Below are 18434 nucleotides of genomic sequence, written 5' to 3'. Positions count from 1 at the left end.
CTCCCTTACTGTCCGCATCGCCCTACCCAGCGACCAGGGTCTTGTCGACCGGCGCGAAGGCGTGGGCGGCGGCGGCGTAGTCCCAGCGCTCGACATGACAGACCCGGGTGTCGCCTTCGCCCTCGCGCGTGATCACATTGACCGAATTGGGAATATTGCCGCGCACCCGCCGCGAGCAGGTGGTGCCCGCCTGCACTGCCCAGCCGGCCGCCACGGCCGGATCGGCGCTGGCCGGCAACACGTAGGGCAGATGGATGTGGCCGCCGAGGATCAGGTCGACCCCGGCCTGGGCCCAGGCCGCCAGCGCCCGTTCGCGCCCGATCAGCAGATTGAAGCGGTCGGATTCGACCTTGGCCCGCACCGGATGGTGCGCCACCACTACCCGCAACTGGCCGGGCCGGGCCTGGCGCAACCGCTGCGCCACCCGCGCGATCTGGGCGTCGGAGATCTCGCCATCCTTGCGGCGGCGGGGCCGCGTGGTGTTGACGCCGATGGCCAGCAGGCCGGCGGTTTCATAGACCGGTTCGAGCACCGCGCCGAGCGCGCGCTTGTAGTTGCCGTAGGGGTTGAGCGCGCGCGCGAACACATTGAACAGCGGAATGTCATGGTTGCCAGGGACCGCCAGCACCGGCAGCGACAGGCGCTCGATGAACTTGCGGGCGGCGGCGAACTGGCCGCGGCGGGCGCGCTGGGTGATGTCGCCGCTGATCACCACCAGGTCCGGCGCGAGCGCGCGCGCCAGGTCCAGCGCGGCCTCGACCACCTGCTTGCGCTCGGTGCCGAAGTGGGTGTCCGAGAATTGCAGGATGCGCGTCATGGACGCTCCTCTTGGGCATCGACCGGCACCACCAGCGGCAGGGGCGTGTCGGACACCCTGAATTCCAGCGGGGTGTCCATCCAGGAGATCTCGCCGTCCATGGCGACCTTGACGCGGCGGCGGCCGCGAATCGAGACCATCAGGCGATCAAAGGCGAAGCTGACGACGTGCTCGGCATCGCCGAGGCGGCTGAACAGGCCGCGCAGCAGCAGGCCATACAACGCCAGCGTGCCAACCGGCCTGGTGGCCATGGCCACCAGGCGGTTGCGATCGAGCTCGGTGGGGTCGATGCCGATGTGCTCCAGCTGCAGGCGGTTGTTGCCCACCACCAGGGTCGGGGTACGCAGGTCGCGCGGACGGCCTTCGTAGTCCAGGCGCAGGCTGAGCTGGCGCGGCGCGCGCAGCAGCGTCACCAGTCCGGACCACAGCGCCACCAGGCGGCTGCGGCCGAAGCGTTGCTTGTAGGCCTCCCGGTCTTCCAGCAACTGCGGGTAGAGGCCGAGGCTGGCGTTGACCAGGAACAGGCGGCCATTGAGCAGGCCGACCTGCACCTGCCGCAGCTCGCCGCCCAGCAGGCCGCGCAGCGCGGCCTCGGTGTCCTGCGAGATACCGTAGCGGCGGCCGAAGTAATTGAAGGTGCCTTGCGGCAGGATGCCGAATGGCACGCCCTGCCCCAGCACCTGGCCGGCGACGGCATTGAGCGTGCCGTCGCCGCCGGCCGCGACCACGATGCCGCCGGCCTCGCGCGCCAGGGCCACGGCCTCGCGGGCGGTGGCCACCAGGCGCGACGGATCGTCGACCGGCATCAGCTGGAAGCGGCGGCCGGCCTCGTCGAGCACGCGGCGGATGATGTCCTGCAGCACTTGCGCGTCGCCGCGCCCGGAGCCGGTGTTCAGGACGATGAAGAGAGGTTCGTGTCCCGCGAGGGGACGAGCCCCGGTCGCCGGGCTCTGCTGGATAGGCGTCATGGGCAAAAGATAGCCCATGGCGGCAAATCGCCGCAACCGTGCCGGCGCGCGCCGGGAGGGCGCGCCGGCTCGCGGCTCAGCGGCCGACCGCGTAGGCCTGCATCAGGCGCGGCGTGGCGGCCGCGTGCAGCAGGCCGTCGGCGTCGCGCGAAGCGGCGGTCAGGCGGCCTACCGACCATTGCGGCACTTCCTCGATGTGGTGGTCGCGGGCGCGCAGCGCGGCAATGGTCTCGGCGCCGAAGCCGCTTTCCACCGCCAGGTGTCCCGGCTTGCGGTCGCGCGGGTAGAACGAGGTGGGGAAATGCATGGTGTGCGACATCGGCAGGTCGATGGCTTCCTGCAGGTTCAGGCCATGGTGCGCGTGGCGCAGGAAGAACAGCAGTTGCCATTGCTCCTGCTGGTCGCCGCCCGGCGTGCCGAATGCGAGATAGGGCCGGCCCTCGCGCAGCGCCAGCGACGGCGTCAGCGTGGTGCGTGGACGCTTGCCCGGCGCCAGCGTGCCCGGCAGGCCCTCTTCCAGCCAGAACATCTGGGCGCGGGTGTTCAGGCCGAAACCCAGTTCCGGGATCACCGGCGAGGACTGGAACCAGCCGCCCGACGGCGTGGCCGAGATCATGTTGCCCCAGCGGTCGATGACGTCGACGTGGGTGGTGTCGCCGCGCTTGACCGAGGCGCGCATGTCGGCCAGCGTCGGTTCGTTGGTCGCGCTGCCGGGGGCCGACACCTTGGACAGGCGCTGCAGCGTGTCCATGACCCGCGCCACCTGCGCCTCGAAGCCGGGAATCACGCCGGGCCGCAGGTCCTGCGAGGCCTGCTCGCCGATGAGCGCGCGGCGCGCGTCGTTGTAGTCGTCCGACAGCAATTGGGCCAGCGGCACGTCGACGAAGGCGGGATCGCCGTAGTAGGCCTCGCGGTCGGCGAAGGCCAGCTTCATGGCCTCGGTGACGCGGTGCACGAACTCGGCGCTGGTCGGGCCGACGCCGGCCAGGTCCATGTCCTTGAGCAGCGCCAGGGTCTGCAGGAACACCGGCCCCTGGCTCCAGGCGCCTGCCTTGGCCACGGTGTAGCCGTGGTAGTCATAGGTGGCGGGCTGGTCGTAGCTGGCGGACCAGCCGGCCAGGTCGTCGGCGGTGATCACGCCCCGATGGCGCTGGCCGCTCTCGTCCATGACCTCGGTGCCACGCGCGAACTTGTCGATGGCCTCGGCGACGAAGCCGCGGTAGAAGGCGTCGCGGGCGGCCTCGATCTGGCGCTCGCGGTCGGCGCCGGCCTGTTCCGCTTCCCGCAGCACGCGGGTCCAGGTGGCGGCCAGCGCCGGGTTGCGGAACAGCTTGCGGGCCTCGGGCACGTTGCCGCCGGGCAGGTAGACCTGCGCGGTGGTGGGCCAGTGGGCCTGGAAGAAGTCCTTCAGGCCGGCGATGGTGTTGGAGATGCGCGGCATCAGCGCGTGGCCGTGCTCCGCGTAGTAGATGGCCGGTTCCAGCACGTCGCGCACGCGCATCGTGCCGTGGTCGCGCAGCAACTGCATCCAGGCGTCGAACGCGCCGGGGATCACGGTGGCCAGCAGGCCGTTGCCGGGGATCAGACCGAGGCCTTCGGCGCGGTAGCGCTCGAGCGTGGCGGCGGCGGGCGTGGTGCCCTGGCCGCACAGCACTTCGAGGCGGCCGGTGCGGGCGGAATAGAACACCGCCGGCACTTCGCCGGCCGGGCCGACCAGGTGGGGCTCGACCACCTGCAGCACGAAGGCCGAGGCGACACAGGCGTCGAAGGCGTTGCCGCCGCGCTCCAGCAGCGACATGCCGGCCGAGCTGGCCAGCCAATGGGTGGAGGTCACGACACCAAAGGTGCCGAGGATTTCCGGGCGAGTCGTAAACATCATGATGCGATCCTGTTGCGGACGGCGCGAGGCCGGCGGCCGCGAGAGACAAGTAAAAACGGGACCCGCAACCGGGTCCCGTATCTGGCTCGATGCTACTTCCCGGCCAGGGTGACGCCCTTCAGGCGGATCAGGCCATCGGGATACGGCACGAAGCCTTCCAGCTTCTTCTGCGTGCCGAAGGTCCACGGCAGGTAGAACAGGTAGATGATGGGACGCTGCTCCTGCATCACCGACAGCACCTGGTCGTACAGGGCGCGGCGCTTGGCGGTATCCGGCTCGGCGCGGGCCTCGCCGAGCAACTTGTCGGCCTGCGCGTCGCAGAACTTGCCGTCATTCAGGTTGCCCTTGCAGCTCAGGTACTGGTGGATGTTGCCGCTGGGATCGACCCGGCCCGACCAGCCGCTCTGCCCGACTTCGAAATCGCCGCGGGCCAGCGACGATTGCAGCGAGGCGAATTCGACCGGACGCAGGGTGATGTCGAAACCGGCTTCGGCGCCCATGGCCTGCACCAGTTCGAACACCTGCTGCATGGTGGTGTTGTTGCCGAAAGTGATCTCGAACTTGACGCGGTCGAAGCCCGCTTCCTTGAGCAGGGCCTGGGCCTTCTTGGGATCGCGGCCGGCGTGCTCGAACGACTTGTTGTAGGCGAAGCTGGCCGGCGGGAACGGCTGGTAGGCCGGCTGGTACTGGCCTTCGCCGATGACCTGGTTGAGCACGTCGCGGTCGATGGCCAGGTCGAGCGCCTGGCGCACGCGCTTGTCCTTGGCCAGCGGGTTGTTGGCGCGCGCGCCATTGCCCAGGTTGACCGAGATCGACTGGAAGCCCAGGCCCGTGACGGGGGCCAGGCGCAGGTTGGCGTCGTCCTTGACCGCCTTGGCGTCGCTGGGCGCCACGCGCTCGATGATGTCGAGGTCGCCGGCGCGCAGGTTGTTCAGGCGCACGGTGTTGTCGGGGATCGGCGTGAAGACGACACGGTCGAAGTGATAGTTGGCGGCGTCCCAATACTTGGGAAATTTCTCCAGCACGATGCGGTCGTTCTGCACCCTTTCCTTGAACTGGTACGGGCCCGAGCACACCGGCTTGCCGCCGGGATCCTTGTCGAACGAGGCGGGCGAGATCATCATGCCGGCGCGGTCGGACAGCTGCGACAGCAGCGAGGCGTCGGGCTCGGACAGGTGCAGCACCACGGTGCTGGCGTCCGGCGCGTCGACGCTGGCCACGGTGGCCAGCTCGCTCTTGCGGTTGCTGTCGGGCAGCGTGCGGGCGCGATCCAGATTGGCCTTGACCGCGGCGGCGTCGATCGGCGTGCCGTCATGGAACACGGCGTCGGTGCGCAGCTTGAAGGTCAGCGTCTTGTTGTCGGGGCTGGTGCTCCAGGACTGCGCCAACTGAGGCACGAACTTCAGGTCCGGCGTGATGTCGACCAGCTTGTCGCACAGCGAGGCGAACACGATGCGGCCGACAAAGGTGCGGGCGCGGGTCGGATCGAGCACGTCCGGGTCGTCCTGCAGGCCGACCCGCAGGGTCGACTGGGCTTGGGCCAGCCCGCTGGCCAGCATTCCCGCCATGGCCATGGCGAGGCAGAGTTTACGCATGAATGATCTCCGTCGATTCAGGCGGCCTGCTTCCCCCCGCGCCGGACGGCGCGCCGCCTGGCGGTGAGGGAACAGACCCCGAGCCGTGCTGCATCGCCGGGCCCATCCCCCCGTTGCGCACGTTCTTGTTGGATTCTGCGCCAGGCGCGCGGCGATTGTATAGAGCGGCGGCAGTCAGGCGCTCGAACCACGCGCCAGACGACCGCCTTGCGGACGCGGGAACGCGTTCCCGGCCGTCAATGCCTCAGGGCAGCCGGCACGGCGCCGAGAAATCCACCGCCGCCCGCACCGACTCGCGCAGCCTGGCGACCAGCGGCCGGGCATCGTCGCGGCGGTACTGGAAGGAATACGGCAGCGCCGCCGGTTCGGGATCGCAGTGCAGCACGCGCAGGCTGCCCTCGGCCTGCAGCGCCTGGGCCCAATGGCGCGGCAGCAGCCCGACCCCGGTGCCTTCGATCAGCAGACCGGCGATGGCGCCCCAGTTGTTGCAGCACAGGCGTTCGCCCGCCGCGTCGCGTCCGGCCAGCCAGTCGTCGATGATGCGGGTGGTGCCGGCGCCCGCGGGCAAGGTCACCAGCGGCAGCCGCGCCAGCAATGCCGGCGTCAGGCGGGTGTCGCCCGCGAGCACGGCCGGCGCCGCGACCCAGGCGAACGCGGCTTCTCCGATCGGCGCGGAGGCGATGCCGGGACGCGATGAACGTCCGGCGATGACCGCGAAGTCCAGCTCGCCGTCGGCGACGCGCTGCTCCAGCACCTGGCCGATATCGACGTAGGGTTCCAGCACCAGGTCGGGATAGGCGGCGCGCACCACGCCGATCAGGCGCGGCAGCCAGGTCAGCGCGGTCAGTTCGCCCACGCCGAAACGGCAGCGGCCGCGCAGGCCGGGCGTTTCAGCCAGGGAGGCGCGGATCTGATCGGCCGCGGCCAGCAGTTCGCGCGCCTGCGGCAGCAGCCGCTGGCCGGCGTCGGTCAGCGCCGCTTTGTGGCCGCTGCGGTCGAACAGCCGTTGACCCAGCGCCTCCTCGAGTTCGGCGATGCGCTTGGACAGCGACGACACCGACAGGTGCAGGCGCTCGGCCGCCACGGCGAAACTGGCGCAGGTGGCGGCCCAGTAGAAGGCTTCGAGTTGCTTGAGGGTCATGCCCGGATTGTAGGGGCGCGCGGCGCCCCCGGCGCGGCATGGCCACGCGGACGGCCGTGACGGCGGCGTCCGCGTCGACGGGGTCAGGCGGCCTGCGGCAAGCGCAGTTGCGGCGACAGGCGCAGCGTGTCGATGGCGGCACGGAGCATGCGCTCGACGCGCGGCCAGATATCGCCCTTGAGACGATCGGACCAACAGATGGTGCCGAACCCCCCTTCGATCAGGGAGTGCAGGTAGACATTGGACAGGCGCACGTCGAGCGCGGGCGGCAGGTCCTCGCGGCTGACGGCGGCGCGCAGCAGTTTTTCAGACGTGCGCAGGGCGTGGCGTTCCCACAGGTCGCGGCGGCGCAGGAGGGGCGCGTTCTCGTCGCTGCGCTCGCATTTCAGGTAGAGAATTTCCAGCACGCGCTGCACCGAGCCTTCCTCCGCGTAGATCTGTACGTACTGACGCATCGAGGCGTACAGCGCTTCCAGCGCCGCGCCATCGGTCGAGACCCGCGTCAGCGACACCGCCTCGCCCAGGGCACGGTCGCACATGGCGATGCAGACATCGATCTTGTTCTTGTAATGGCCGTAGACGGCGCCCCGGGACACGCCCGCGAAATCGGCGATATCGCTCATGGTGGTGCTGGCCACGCCCTTGGACAGGAACACGTGTTCGGCGGCGTCCAGGATGCGGTCGCGGGTGCGTTGGGATTCTTCTTTCGTCTTGCGGGCCATACAGGGATCTCCTTGTGGAAAATGGGTTGAAGGGATGGACATGAAAACGGCGGCCCGCCTTGCGGGGGCCGCCGTCTGCGCACTGTGAAGAAGTGTGCAGCCGCCAGCATACTTTCGAACAAAACAATTAATCAAGCATGACGGATTAAATGATAGACTGCGGACCCCACAGGGAAAACCCGCGACTTTCCCTCTCTCGCCCGCAACGGGCGCCCAACAATAATTTTTAGAAAATGACGCACCAAGTTCCCTTCAGAACGCTCGCATTCGCATCCGTATTGGTTCTCGTTTCCGCATGCTCGAAGCAGGAGCCCCCTGCAGCTGCCAACGTCCCCGCCGAAATCGGCGTCATCGTGGCCCGGGCCACGCCCACTTCCGTGGCCAGCGAACTGCCTGGCCGGCTGGAGCCCTACCGCGAGGCCGAGGTCCGCGCCCGCGTGGCCGGCATCGTCACCCGCCGCCTGTATGAAGAAGGCCAGGAAGTGGCGCGCGGTACGCCGCTGTTCCAGATCGACCCGGCGCCGCTGCAGGCCGCCTACGATTCCGAGGCCGCCTCGCTGGCGCGCGCCCAGGCCAACCTGTCCGCCGCCGCCGACAAGCTGCGCCGCTACGCCGACCTGGTGTCCGACCGCGCCATCAGCGAACGCGACCACGCCGAAAGCGTGGCCGAGGAACGCCAGGCCCGCGCCGAGGTGGCGCTGGCCAAGGCCAACCTGCAAAGCGCCAGGCTGCGGCTGGAATACGCCCGGGTCACCTCGCCGATCGACGGCCGCGCGCGCCGCGCGCTGGTCACCGAGGGCGCGCTGGTGGGCGAAGGCCAGGCCACCCCGCTGACGGTAGTGCAGCAGCTCGACCCGATCTACGTCAATTTCGCCCAACCCGCGGCTGAAGTCATGCAGTTGCAGAAGCAGATCCGCGCCGGGGCCGTGGAAGGCGTCGCGCCCGACAAGATGCGGGTGCGCCTGCTGCTGCCAGACGGCTCCGAGTACGGCCAGGACGGCACGCTGTCGTTCGCCGACCTGGCGGTCGATCCCGGCACCGACAACGTGACCATGCGCGCGCTGTTCGACAACCCGGACCGCGCGCTGCTGCCGGGCATGTATGTGCGAGTGCGTCTGGAGCAGGCCGTCAACCGCGACACCTACCTAGTGCCGCGCGACGCCCTGCTGCGCAATGCCGACGGCGCCCACCTGCTGGTGGCTGGCGACGACGGCGAACTGCGCAGTGCGCCAGTGGCCGCGCATCGTCTGCTGGGCCCGAATTGGGTCGTCACAGAGGGCCTGAAAGGCGGTGAGCGCGTGGTGGTGGAAAACGCCGCGCAGCTGGCCCCCGGCCAGAAAATCAAACCGGTCGAGCGGACCGCGCCGAGCGCGCCCGCGGCGACCGCGGGAAATAACGAAAAAAGGTAAACCGCCATGGCGCGTTTCTTTATCGATCGCCCCGTTTTCGCGTGGGTGATCTCGCTGCTGATCGCGCTGATCGGCCTGTTGTCGATCCGCGCACTGCCGGTGGCGCAGTATCCGGACATCGCTCCGCCCGTCGTCAACATCGGCGCCAGCTATCCCGGCGCCTCGGCCAAGGTGGTCGAGGAAGCCGTCACCGCCATCATCGAACGCGAGATGAACGGCGCCCCGGGGCTGATGTACACCTCGTCCAGCAGCGATTCGACCGGCTGGGCCAGCATCAACCTGACCTTCAAGCAAGGCACCAACCCCGACATCGCGGCGGTGGAAGTGCAGAACCGCCTGAAGGCGGTCGAGCCGCGCCTGCCGGAATCCGTGCGGCGCGACGGCGTGCGCGTAGAGAAGGCGGCGGACAACATCCAGCTGGTGGTGTCGTTGAAGTCCGACGGCAGCCTCGATGACATACAGCTGGGCGAACTGGCGGCCTCCAATGTGCTGCAGGCACTGCGGCGGGTCGAGGGCGTAGGCAAGGTGCAGTTGTTCGGCGCGGAAGCGGCGATGCGCATCTGGCCGGACCCGGCCAGGCTCACCGCCCTGTCGCTGACGCCGGGCGACATCGTCTCGGCCCTGCGCAGCCACAACGCGCGCGTCACCATCGGCGAACTGGGCAACCAGGCCGTGCCGAAGGACGCGCCGCTGAACGCCAGCATCGTGGCGGGGGAATCGCTGCACACGCCGGAACAGTTCGCCAACATCCCGTTGCGGGCGCTGCCGGGCGGCGCCACGCTGCGCCTGAAGGACGTGGCGCGGGTGGAGCTGGGCGGCACCGACTACATGTACCTGTCGCGCGTCAACGGCATGACGGGCACCGGCCTGGGCATCAAGCTGGCGCCCGGCTCCAACGCGGTCGAGACCACCCGCCGCATCCGCGAGACCATGCGCGAACTGGCGCAGTACTTCCCGCCGGGCGTGAGCTGGGACATCCCGTACGAAACCTCCACCTTCGTCGAGATCTCGATCCAGAAGGTGCTGATGACGCTGCTGGAGGCGGTGGCGCTGGTGTTCTGCGTGATGTACCTGTTCATGCAGAACCTGCGCGCCACGCTGATCCCGACGCTGGTGGTGCCGGTGGCGCTGCTGGGCACGCTGGGGGTGATGCTGGGGCTGGGCTATTCGATCAACGTGCTGACGATGTTCGGCATGGTGCTGGCCATCGGCATCCTGGTGGACGACGCCATCGTGGTGGTCGAGAACGTCGAGCGCATCATGGCCGAGGAAGGCCTGTCGCCGCATGACGCCACGGTCAAGGCCATGGGCCAGATCAGCGGCGCCATCGTCGGCATCACCGTGGTGCTGGTGTCGGTGTTCGTGCCGATGGCGTTCTTCGACGGCGCCGTGGGCAACATCTACCGCCAGTTCGCCGTGACGCTGGCGGTGTCGATCGCCTTCTCGGCCTTCCTGGCGCTGTCGCTGACGCCGGCGCTGTGCGCCAGCCTGTTGAAACCAATCCCGGCCGGCCACCACGAGAAGCGCGGCTTCTTCGGCTGGTTCAACCGCGCCTTCGCGCGCCTGACCACGCGCTATACGGCGCGCGTGGCCGGCGTGCTGGCGCGGCCGGTGCGCTTCGGGCTGGCCTACGCGCTGGTGATCGGCGTGGCGGCGCTGCTGTTCGCGCGCCTGCCGTCGTCGTTCCTGCCGGACGAGGACCAGGGCAGCTTCATGGCCATGGTGATCCTGCCGCAAGGCTCGCCGCAGGCCGAGACCATGGCCGTGGTCAAGGACGTCGAGCGCTACATGATGGAACACGAGCCGGTGCAGTACGTGTATTCGGTCAACGGCTTCAGCCAGTACGGCAGCGGCCCGAACTCGGCCATGTTCTTCGTCACGCTCAAGGACTGGAAGGCGCGGCGCGATGCCTCGCTGCACGTCGACGCGGTGGTCAAGCGCATCAACGAGGCCTTTGCCGACCGCAAGAACCTGATGGTGTTCGCGCTGAACTCGCCGCCGCTGCCGGACCTGGGCTCGACCTCGGGCTTCGACTTCCGGCTGCAGGACCGCGGCGGCCTGGGCTATGAGGCCTTGACGCAGGCGCGGCGGAAACTGCTGGCGGCGGCGGCAGAGCATCCGGCGCTGACGGACGTGGTGTTCGCCGGCCAGGAAGAGGCGCCGCAGCTGCAGTTGCGCATCGACCGTGACAAGGCGCAGGCCATGGGCGTGCCGATCGACGAGATCAACACCGCGCTGGCGGTGATGTATGGCTCGGACTACATCGGCGACTTCATGCTCAACGGCCAGGTGCGGCGCGTGACGGTGCAGGCCGACGGCAAGCGCCGCGTGGACGTGGATGACATCTCGCGCCTGCACGTGCGCAACCTGCAAGGCCAGATGGTGCCGCTGTCGGCGTTCGCCACGCTGAAGTGGTCGATGGGGCCGCCGCAGCTGAACCGCTACAACGGCTTCCCGTCGTTCACCATCAACGGCTCGGCGGCGCCGGGCCACAGCAGCGGCGAGGCCATGCGCGCCATGGAGGCGCTGGCGGCCGAGCTGCCGCGCGGCATCGGCTTCGACTGGTCGGGCCAGTCATACGAAGAGCGGCTGTCCGGCAACCAGGCGCCGGTGCTGTTCGCGCTGTCGGTGCTGATCGTGTTCCTGGCGCTGGCGGCCCTGTATGAGAGCTGGTCGATTCCGCTGGCGGTGATCCTGGTGGTGCCGCTGGGCGTGATCGGCGCGCTGCTGGGCGTGACCGTGCGCGGCATGCCCAATGACATCTACTTCAAGGTCGGCCTGATCGCCACCATCGGCCTGTCGGCCAAGAACGCGATCCTGATCGTGGAAGTGGCCAAGGACCTGGTGCGCGACGGTCAGGGCATCCTGTCCGCCACGCTGGAAGCCGCGCGGCTGCGGCTGCGGCCGATCGTGATGACCTCGCTGGCCTTCGGCGTGGGCGTGCTGCCGCTGGCGCTGGCCAGCGGCGCCGCCTCCGGCGCGCAGGCCGCCATCGGCACCGGCGTGCTGGGTGGGATCATTACCGCGACCGTGCTGGCGGTGTTCCTGGTGCCGCTGTTCTTTCTTATCGTGGGGCGCATGGTTGGCATGCGCGCCCGCCCCGCGCGCCCCGAGGGCCGCGAATCGCTGGAGACGACGCCATGAAACCCGTGGCAATGACCCTGCTGGCGCTGGCGCTGTCCGGCTGCTCGCTGGCGCCCACCCATGAGCGCCCCGCGGCGCCGGTGCCGGCGCAATACGACACGCCGGCGCAGCCCGGACAGGCGGCCGCGCCACAGGACTGGCGCGCCTATTTCAACGACCCGGCGCTACAGGCCTGGATCACGGCCGCGCTGGCCAACAACCGCGACCTGCGGGTGGCGGCATTGCGCATCGAGGAGGCGCGCGCGCTGTACGGCGTGCAGCAATCGGAACGCCTGCCATCGATCGACGCCAGCGGCGAATTCAGCCGCGGCCGCGCCACCGAACCGGGCCAGTCCGGCACGGCGGTGTCCAGCCGTTATCGCGCCGCCGTCGGCATTACCGCCTTCGAACTGGATTTCTTCGGCCGGGTGCGGAGCCTGTCGGATGCCGCGCTGGCGCGCTACCTGGCCAGCGAGGAGGCGCACCGCGCCGCCACGCTGGCGCTGGTGGCAGAGACGGCGACGGCCTACTTCAACCAGCGTTCGCTGGCCGAGCAACTGCGCCTGACCGACGACACGCTGGCGCTGCGCGAGACCTCGCTCAAGCTGACCCAGCGCCGCTACGACGCCGGACTGGAGACCGCCATCGGCCTGCGCACCGCGCAGATGCTGGTGGAAAGCTCGCGCGCCACGCGCGCCGAGCTGACCCGCGAGGCCAGCCTCGCGCGGCATGCGCTGGGCCTGCTGGCGGGCGATTTCGCGCTGCCGCTCGGCGTCGATCCGGCGCCGCTGGAGAGCCAGAGCCTGACGCCGCTGGCGGCCGGCCTGCCGTCCGAGCTGCTGACGCGCCGCCCCGATCTGCGCCAGGCGGAACAGGCGCTGCGCGCGGCCAACGCCGACATCGGCGCGGCGCGCGCGGCATTCTTTCCGTCGGTGCAGCTGACCACCGACATCGGCACCACCGCCGACCGCTTCTCGGACCTGTTCAGCGGCGGCACCGGCGGCTGGAGCTTCGCGCCGCGCCTGACGCTGCCGATCTTCAACGCCGGCCGCAACCGCGCCAACCTGTCGCTGGCCGAGACCCGCAAGCACATCGCGGTGGCGCAGTACGAGGGCAGCATCCAGGCGGCGTTCCGCGACGTGGCCGACGCCCTGTCGGCGCGCGACGCGCTGCGCGACCAGATCGAGGCCCAGCGCAAGGTGCGCGACGCCGACCGCGAGCGCCAGCGGCTGGCCGAGCGGCGCTATGCGCGCGGGGTGGCGAACTACCTGGAGACGCTGGAGGCCCAGCGCAGCCTGTTCGAGTCCGAGCAGGAATACATCCGGCTGCAGCAGCGCCGGCTGGTCAATGCGGTGGATCTGTACAAGGCGCTGGGGGGATGGGACGACGGCGCATCGCCGGCGTCCTGACGCGGCCCGGCCTTGACGCCGCGGGGTGCGTCGGCGGGAAAGATCAGGCGCGCGCGCTGACGCGGTAGGCGCAGCGGCGCGCGCCCAGCAGGATGTGTTCTTCGCGCTCGACCCGCACGCCTTCGCCCAGCACCTGCCGGAACAGTTCCAGCTCGCTGCGGCAAAAGCCCATGCAGGCCTGGGCCGCCGCACAGATGGGACAGTGGTTCTCGATGAACAGGAAGTCGTCGCCGTCGCGGCGCATCTCGGCCATGTAGCCCTCGGCCGAGCGCACCCGCGCCAGGCATTCGAGCCGCCGCGGCAGATCGCGGGCGCCTTCCAGCGCCTGCTGGTAGGTCGCCAGCATGGCGGCCTCGCGCACGGCAATCAGCTTGTCAACGCCGTCCTCGCCGAACACCTGGCGCACGGCGTTGATCATCTGCACCGTCATGTCGGCGTGCGTGTCGGGGAAGCGGCGCTGGCCGGCATCGGTCAGGAACCAGATCTGCGTGGGCCGGCCGCGCCCCGCGCTGCGGCTTTCCGAATCCACCAGGCCGTCCGCGTGCAGCCGCGCCATCTGCTGGCGCACCGCCTCGGCCGTGACGTCAAGCGCCTTGGCGATGACCGCCACCGACTGCGGCCCGCGCGTCTTGAGCGTCATGAGCACGCGGTCCGCCGGCTGGTGCGGTTGCCAGGAAATGGGATGGGACAGGGTGTCGTCGGACATGGAAGGTCGGAAAGGCGCCAAGCCCTTATGGTGCCACGAACCGGGCCCGTCAGTCAGCCGGCCGGCGCGGGCGCGGGCGACTGCGCTCGCGGGGTCTCCGTTTCCGACGGCGCCTCCCAGCCGCCGCCCAGCGCCTTGTAGAGCGCGACCAGGCTGGTGTAGGAGGCCGTTTCGGCCTGCGCCACCGCGTCCTGCGCCCGCAGCTGCGTGCGCTGCGCGTCCAGCACCGTCAGGTACGGCGTGCCGCCTTCGCGGTAGCGCAGGCGCGCCAGTTCCGCCGCCCGGGCGCTGTGGGCGGCCGCCTGCGCCAGGTTGCCGAGCCGCTGCTGGGTCTGGCCGTACTGCGTCAGCGCGCCCTCCAGTTCCTCCACCGCCCGCAGCACGGTCTGCTCGTAGCGCGCCACCTCGCCCTGCGAACGCGCCTGGGCGGCGCGCTTGCGCGCCAGCGCGGTGGGCAGGTGGAAGGCCGGCCAGTTGACGCCGGGCGCCACGCTGAAGGCGCGGCTGGAAGCGCTGCCGAAATCGGCGCCGCGCAGGGCCACGAAGCCGAGGAAGCCGCCCAGGTCGATGCGCGGGTACAGCTCGGCGGTGGCCACGCCCACGTCGGCATTGGCCGCCGCCATGTTGCGCTCGGCCGCCCGGATGTCGGGACGGCGCGACAGCAAGGCGCCGACGTCGCCGATCGGCAGGCGCGCCGCCAGCGGCGGCCGCGGCGTGGCCGCGTCCAGCTCGCCCAGCTCCACCGGCCGCAGGCCGGCCAGCACCGCCAGGCGGTACAGCGCCAGGCGCCGCGCGGTTTCCTGCAGCGGTACGCTGGCCTGCACGGTTTCCAGGTCGGCGCGGGCGCTGGCAAGATCGCCCTCGTCGCCCCGGCCCGCCGACACCATGGCCTGGATCACGCGCAGGCTGTCGCGCTGGCTGTCCAGGTTGGCGCGCGCCACCGCCAGGCGTTGTTCGGCGCCGCGCAGCTCGAAGTAGTTGCGCGCCACCTCGGCCACCACCACGATGCGGGCCTGCGCCAGGTCGGCGGCCTGGGCCTCGCTGCGCGCCGCCGCGCCCTCGGCCGCGCGCCGCAGGCGGCCGAACAGGTCGATCTCCCAGGCGGCGTCAAAGCCGGCGCGGTAGCTCTTGGCGAGGTTGCGCTCGCCTGCGATGCCGGGGTTGGCCTGGGACAGGCTGCGCTCGAAGCGCCCGCCCAGCGTCACGGTGGGGAACTGGTCGAGTTCCTTCTCGTCCAGCACCGCGCGCGACTCGGCCAGGCGGGCCTGGGCGATGCGGATGTCGTGGTTACGTTGCAGCGCCAGCGTGATCAGCCGGTCCAGCTGCGGGTCCTGCAGCTGCTTCCACCAGTCCTGCTGCAGCCGGTCGGTGGAGAACAGCGCCTGCTCGGGACTGGCCAGCGCCACCGGCGCGGCCTGGGGTTTCTGATAGTCGGGGCCCACCGCGCAGCCGGCGGTGGCCAGCGCGGCCAGCAGCGCCGTGGCGCCGCGGCGCAGGCGTTTGGAGAGGTCAGGATGTTTCATGATGGTTCCTCAATGCGTGGCGGCGGGCCGCGAGGTCGCGACCGGCAACGTGTCCTCGGCCTGGGCCTGCGCCAGTTCGCGAGCGCGCGGCGTGTCGTTGGCGGCGCGGTGGTCGCGCGCCAGCACGGTGTAAACGGTGGGCAGCACGAACAGCGTGAACAGCGTGCCGACCAGCATGCCGACCACGATCACCAACCCCAGGCTGTAGCGGCTGTGGGCGCCGGCGCCGCTGGCGAATAGCAGCGGAATCAGGCCCACCACCATGGCCGCGGTGGTCATCAGGATCGGGCGCAGGCGGATGCGGGCGGCGTGCTCCATGGCGCTGCGCCGGTCCAGGCCGTGGCTGACCTGCATCTCGTTGGCGAATTCCACCATCAGGATGCCGTGCTTGCTGATTAGCCCGATCAGCGTCACCAGCCCGATCTGCGTGTAGATGTTGATGGTCGCCATGCCCAGCGCGAGCGGGATCAGCGCGCCGCAGATCGACAGCGGCACGCTCACCAGGATGATGAACGGGTCGCGCAGGCTTTCATACTGCGCCGCCAGCACCAGGTAGATGACGATGATGGCGAAGATGAAGGTGATCATCAGCGCCGAGCCCTCCTGGCTGAACTGGCGCGCGTCCGATTGCCAGTCGTAGCTGAAGCCGGCCGGCAGCTGCTGCGCCTGGCGCGTCAGGAACTGCACCGCGTCGCCCATGGTCACGCCCGGCATCGGGATGGCCTGGAAGGTGGCGGCGTTGAGCTGGTTGAACTGGGTCAGCTTGTTGGGCTCGACGCCCATCGACACCGACACGAAGTTCGACAGCGGCACCTGCGCGCCGCTGGCGCTCTTGACGTAGTACCGCGCCAGCGATTCGGGCGAGATGCGCTGCTGGCGCAGGCTCTGCGGGATCACGTCGTACGAGCGGCCGTCCATGCCGAAGCGGTTGACGTAGTTCTCGCCCACCAGCACCGCCAGCGTGTCGCCCACCGCCTTCATGGTGACGCCCAGGCTGTTGGCCTTGGCGCGGTCCACCTTCAGTTGCACCACCGGGTTGTTGTAGTCCAGGTCGCTGTCGACCACCATGAAGAGGCCGCTGGCGCGCGCCGCCTGCTTCAGGTTTTCCATGGCCTCATACACCACCGGATAGTCGGCCGCGCTCATGATGACCATCTGCACCGGCAGGCCGCCGGTCGAGCCCGGCAGCGGCGGCAACTGGAAGGCGAAGATGTTGCTGCCCTCGATCTGGTTGACCATCGACTGCATGTCGGCCTGGATCTGGTCGGCCGAGCGCTTGCGCTCGTGCCAGTCGACGAAATTGACGCCGCCGATGCTGTTGGAGACGCCGTCCGAACCGTTGATCAGCCAGCGGCCTTTCTGTTCGGGCAGCGTCGCCATCACGTCGTCCCACTTCTTGCCGAACTTCTCGACGTAGTCGATGTTGGCCTGCTGCGGCGACTTGATCGCGGTGAGCACGGTGGACTGGTCCTCGACCGGCGCCAGTTCGCGCTGGGCGGCGTTGTACAGGAACGGCAGGCTGGCCATCACCGCCACCGCCAGCAGGCCGGTGACCCAGCGGTGATGCAGCGACACATCCAGCAGCCGGCCGTAGGCCTGGCCCAGGCGATTGAAGAAGTGTTCGGCGCGGCGCGCCATCCAGCCCTCGGAGACGTGGCTGTTGAGCAGGAACGAACTCATCACCGGCGACAGCGTCAGCGCGATCACGCCCGACACCACCACCGCCCCCGCCAGCGTGAAGGCGAATTCCTTGAACAGCGACCCGGTCAGGCCGCCCATCAGGCCGATCGGCGCGTACACCGCCGCCAGCGTGATGGTCATGGCGATGACCGGGCCGGCCACTTCGCGCGCGCCGATCAGCGCCGCGCGCACCGGCGACTTGCCTTCCTCGATGTGGCGGTGCACGTTCTCGACCACCACGATGGCGTCGTCCACCACCAAGCCGATGGCCAGCACCATGGCCAGCAGCGTCAGCAGGTTCACGCTGAAGCCGAACAGCGCCATGATGGCGGCGCCCCCGAGCATCGACAGCGGGATGGTGACCACCGGGATCAGCACCGCGCGCAGCGAGCCCAGGCACAGGAAGATCACCGCCACCACGATGACGATGGCTTCCATCAGCGTGTGCACCACGCCGTCGATCGAGGCCCTGATGAAGCGCGCCAGCTCGAACGGCACCTGCACGCTGGTGCCGGGCGGCAGGTTCTGCTTGATGTTGGGCAGCAGTTCGTTCAGGCGCTTGACGATCACCAGCGGGTTGCCGACCGGCGTGGCGTTCAGGCCGAAGTACACAGCCGGCTCGCCGTCCATCAGGCCGCTGGAGTCGGTCGAGGCCGCACCCAACTCCACGGTCGCCACGTCGCCCAGGCGCACGATGGCGTCGCCCTCGCGCTTGATGACCATGTCGCGGAACTCGGCCACGTTGACCAGGTCGGTGTTGACCTTGATGTTGGACACCACATACAGGCCCTTGGCCTGGCCGGGCGCGGCCTGCACGTTGTTCTGGCGCAGGGCCTCGGCCAGCTCGCCGGCCGAGATGCCGCGCGCCGCCAGCCGGTCGGGGTCGAGCCAGACGCGCATCGCCAGCTTCTGGCCGCCGTACAGTTCCACGCTGGCCACGCCGTCGATCGACGACAGCTGCGGCTGCACCACGCGCGACAGGTAGTCGGTCAGCGCCGGCAGCGACATGGTCGAGCTGGAGAACCCCACGTAGGCCACGGCCGTCGCCTCGCCGGCGGACTTGACCAGCACGGGGTCGTAGGCGTCCTGCGGCAGGCGGTATTTGACTTCGTTGACCTTGGCCATGACCTCGGTCATGGCCTTGTTGGAATCGGCGTTGAGCTTCATGCGCACCGTGATCACGCTGCGGCCCTGGGTGGAGGACGACGACAGGTAGTCGATGCCCTCGACGGTGGCGACGGATTGCGCGATGGGCTGGGTGACGAAGCCCTGCATCAGGTCGGGCGAGGCGCCCGGGTACTGCGTGGTGATGGTGATGGTGGTGCTTTCGGTCAGCGGGTACTGGCGGATCGGCAGGCCGCTCAGGGCACGCAGCCCCATCAACAGCAGCAGTGTGCTGACCACCAGCGCCAGCACCGGCCGGCGCACGAACAGATCGGTGAACTTCATGATCGGCTCCGTG

General features: G+C 69.6%; 12 protein-coding genes. 3 read left to right on the top strand and 9 right to left on the bottom strand.

What is annotated here, in order from left to right; translation table 11 throughout:
- Nucleotides 1–22: 22 nt before the first annotated feature.
- The 6 genes from AruCF_RS03710 to axyZ form a co-directional block, all read right to left on the bottom strand.
- Nucleotides 23–817, bottom strand: a complete 795-nt coding sequence (locus AruCF_RS03710; protein WP_049072025.1) for a metallophosphoesterase family protein — start codon at nucleotides 815–817, stop codon at nucleotides 23–25.
- Entirely contained in the window at nucleotides 814–1785 is a 972-nt protein-coding gene (locus AruCF_RS03705; RefSeq protein ID WP_049077525.1) for a diacylglycerol/lipid kinase family protein, read from the bottom strand. The genes AruCF_RS03710 and AruCF_RS03705 overlap by 4 nt, the downstream gene beginning before the upstream one ends.
- A 76-nt stretch (nucleotides 1786–1861) precedes the next feature.
- The gene (locus tag AruCF_RS03700; protein ID WP_049077523.1) at nucleotides 1862–3661 is read right to left on the bottom strand and encodes a gamma-glutamyltransferase family protein; all 1800 of its coding nucleotides are present in this window, start codon (nucleotides 3659–3661) and stop codon (nucleotides 1862–1864) included.
- A 95-nt stretch (nucleotides 3662–3756) separates the two neighbouring features.
- Entirely contained in the window at nucleotides 3757–5259 is a 1503-nt protein-coding gene (locus AruCF_RS03695) for an ABC transporter substrate-binding protein (protein WP_049072023.1), read from the bottom strand.
- A gap of 244 nt (nucleotides 5260–5503) precedes the next feature.
- A complete protein-coding gene (locus AruCF_RS03690) occupies nucleotides 5504–6400 on the bottom strand; it encodes a LysR family transcriptional regulator (RefSeq protein ID WP_049072021.1) in 897 nt (298 codons plus the stop codon).
- Nucleotides 6401–6483: 83 nt separating this feature from the next.
- Nucleotides 6484–7122, bottom strand: coding sequence for a multidrug efflux transcriptional repressor AxyZ (gene axyZ / locus AruCF_RS03685; RefSeq protein ID WP_083036552.1), 639 nt, complete (start codon nucleotides 7120–7122; stop codon nucleotides 6484–6486).
- A 233-nt stretch (nucleotides 7123–7355) separates the two neighbouring features.
- Here axyZ and AruCF_RS03680 point away from each other — a divergent pair, with 233 nt between their 5' ends.
- Genes AruCF_RS03680 through oprZ form a run of 3 tightly spaced genes read left to right on the top strand, consistent with a single transcriptional unit; the run spans nucleotide 7356 to nucleotide 13063 of the window.
- On the top strand, nucleotides 7356–8531 hold the full coding sequence (locus AruCF_RS03680) for a MexX/AxyX family multidrug efflux RND transporter periplasmic adaptor subunit (RefSeq protein WP_049072017.1): 1176 nt from the start codon (nucleotides 7356–7358) through the stop codon (nucleotides 8529–8531).
- Nucleotides 8532–8537: 6 nt separating this feature from the next.
- On the top strand, nucleotides 8538–11675 hold the full coding sequence (axyY, locus tag AruCF_RS03675) for a multidrug efflux RND transporter permease subunit AxyY (RefSeq protein ID WP_049072016.1): 3138 nt from the start codon (nucleotides 8538–8540) through the stop codon (nucleotides 11673–11675).
- The gene (gene oprZ, locus AruCF_RS03670) at nucleotides 11672–13063 is read left to right on the top strand and encodes a multidrug efflux RND transporter outer membrane subunit OprZ (protein WP_049072014.1); all 1392 of its coding nucleotides are present in this window, start codon (nucleotides 11672–11674) and stop codon (nucleotides 13061–13063) included. Before axyY ends, oprZ begins: the two co-directional genes overlap by 4 nt.
- Nucleotides 13064–13106: 43 nt before the next feature.
- On the opposite strand, the gene AruCF_RS03665 is transcribed toward oprZ, so the two are convergent.
- From AruCF_RS03665 to AruCF_RS03655, 3 genes are read right to left on the bottom strand one after another with little or no spacing between them, the layout of a single operon-like run.
- Nucleotides 13107–13769 (bottom strand): helix-turn-helix transcriptional regulator, encoded by a 663-nt coding sequence (locus tag AruCF_RS03665; protein ID WP_049072012.1) that lies wholly within the window; start codon nucleotides 13767–13769, stop codon nucleotides 13107–13109.
- Between the two features lie 53 nt (nucleotides 13770–13822).
- Entirely contained in the window at nucleotides 13823–15292 is a 1470-nt protein-coding gene (locus AruCF_RS03660) for an efflux transporter outer membrane subunit (protein WP_049072010.1), read from the bottom strand.
- A gap of 9 nt (nucleotides 15293–15301) precedes the next feature.
- Nucleotides 15302–18421, bottom strand: a complete 3120-nt coding sequence (locus AruCF_RS03655; RefSeq protein ID WP_049072007.1) for a MexW/MexI family multidrug efflux RND transporter permease subunit — start codon at nucleotides 18419–18421, stop codon at nucleotides 15302–15304.
- Nucleotides 18422–18434 lie beyond the last annotated feature (13 nt).

This window comes from Achromobacter ruhlandii (genome assembly GCF_002082135.1).
In the GTDB taxonomy this organism is placed as follows: Bacteria; Pseudomonadota; Gammaproteobacteria; order Burkholderiales; family Burkholderiaceae_B; genus Achromobacter; species Achromobacter ruhlandii.
The sequence above is the reverse complement of the archived record's forward strand: the minus strand, read 5'-3'. Positions and strand labels throughout refer to the sequence as shown.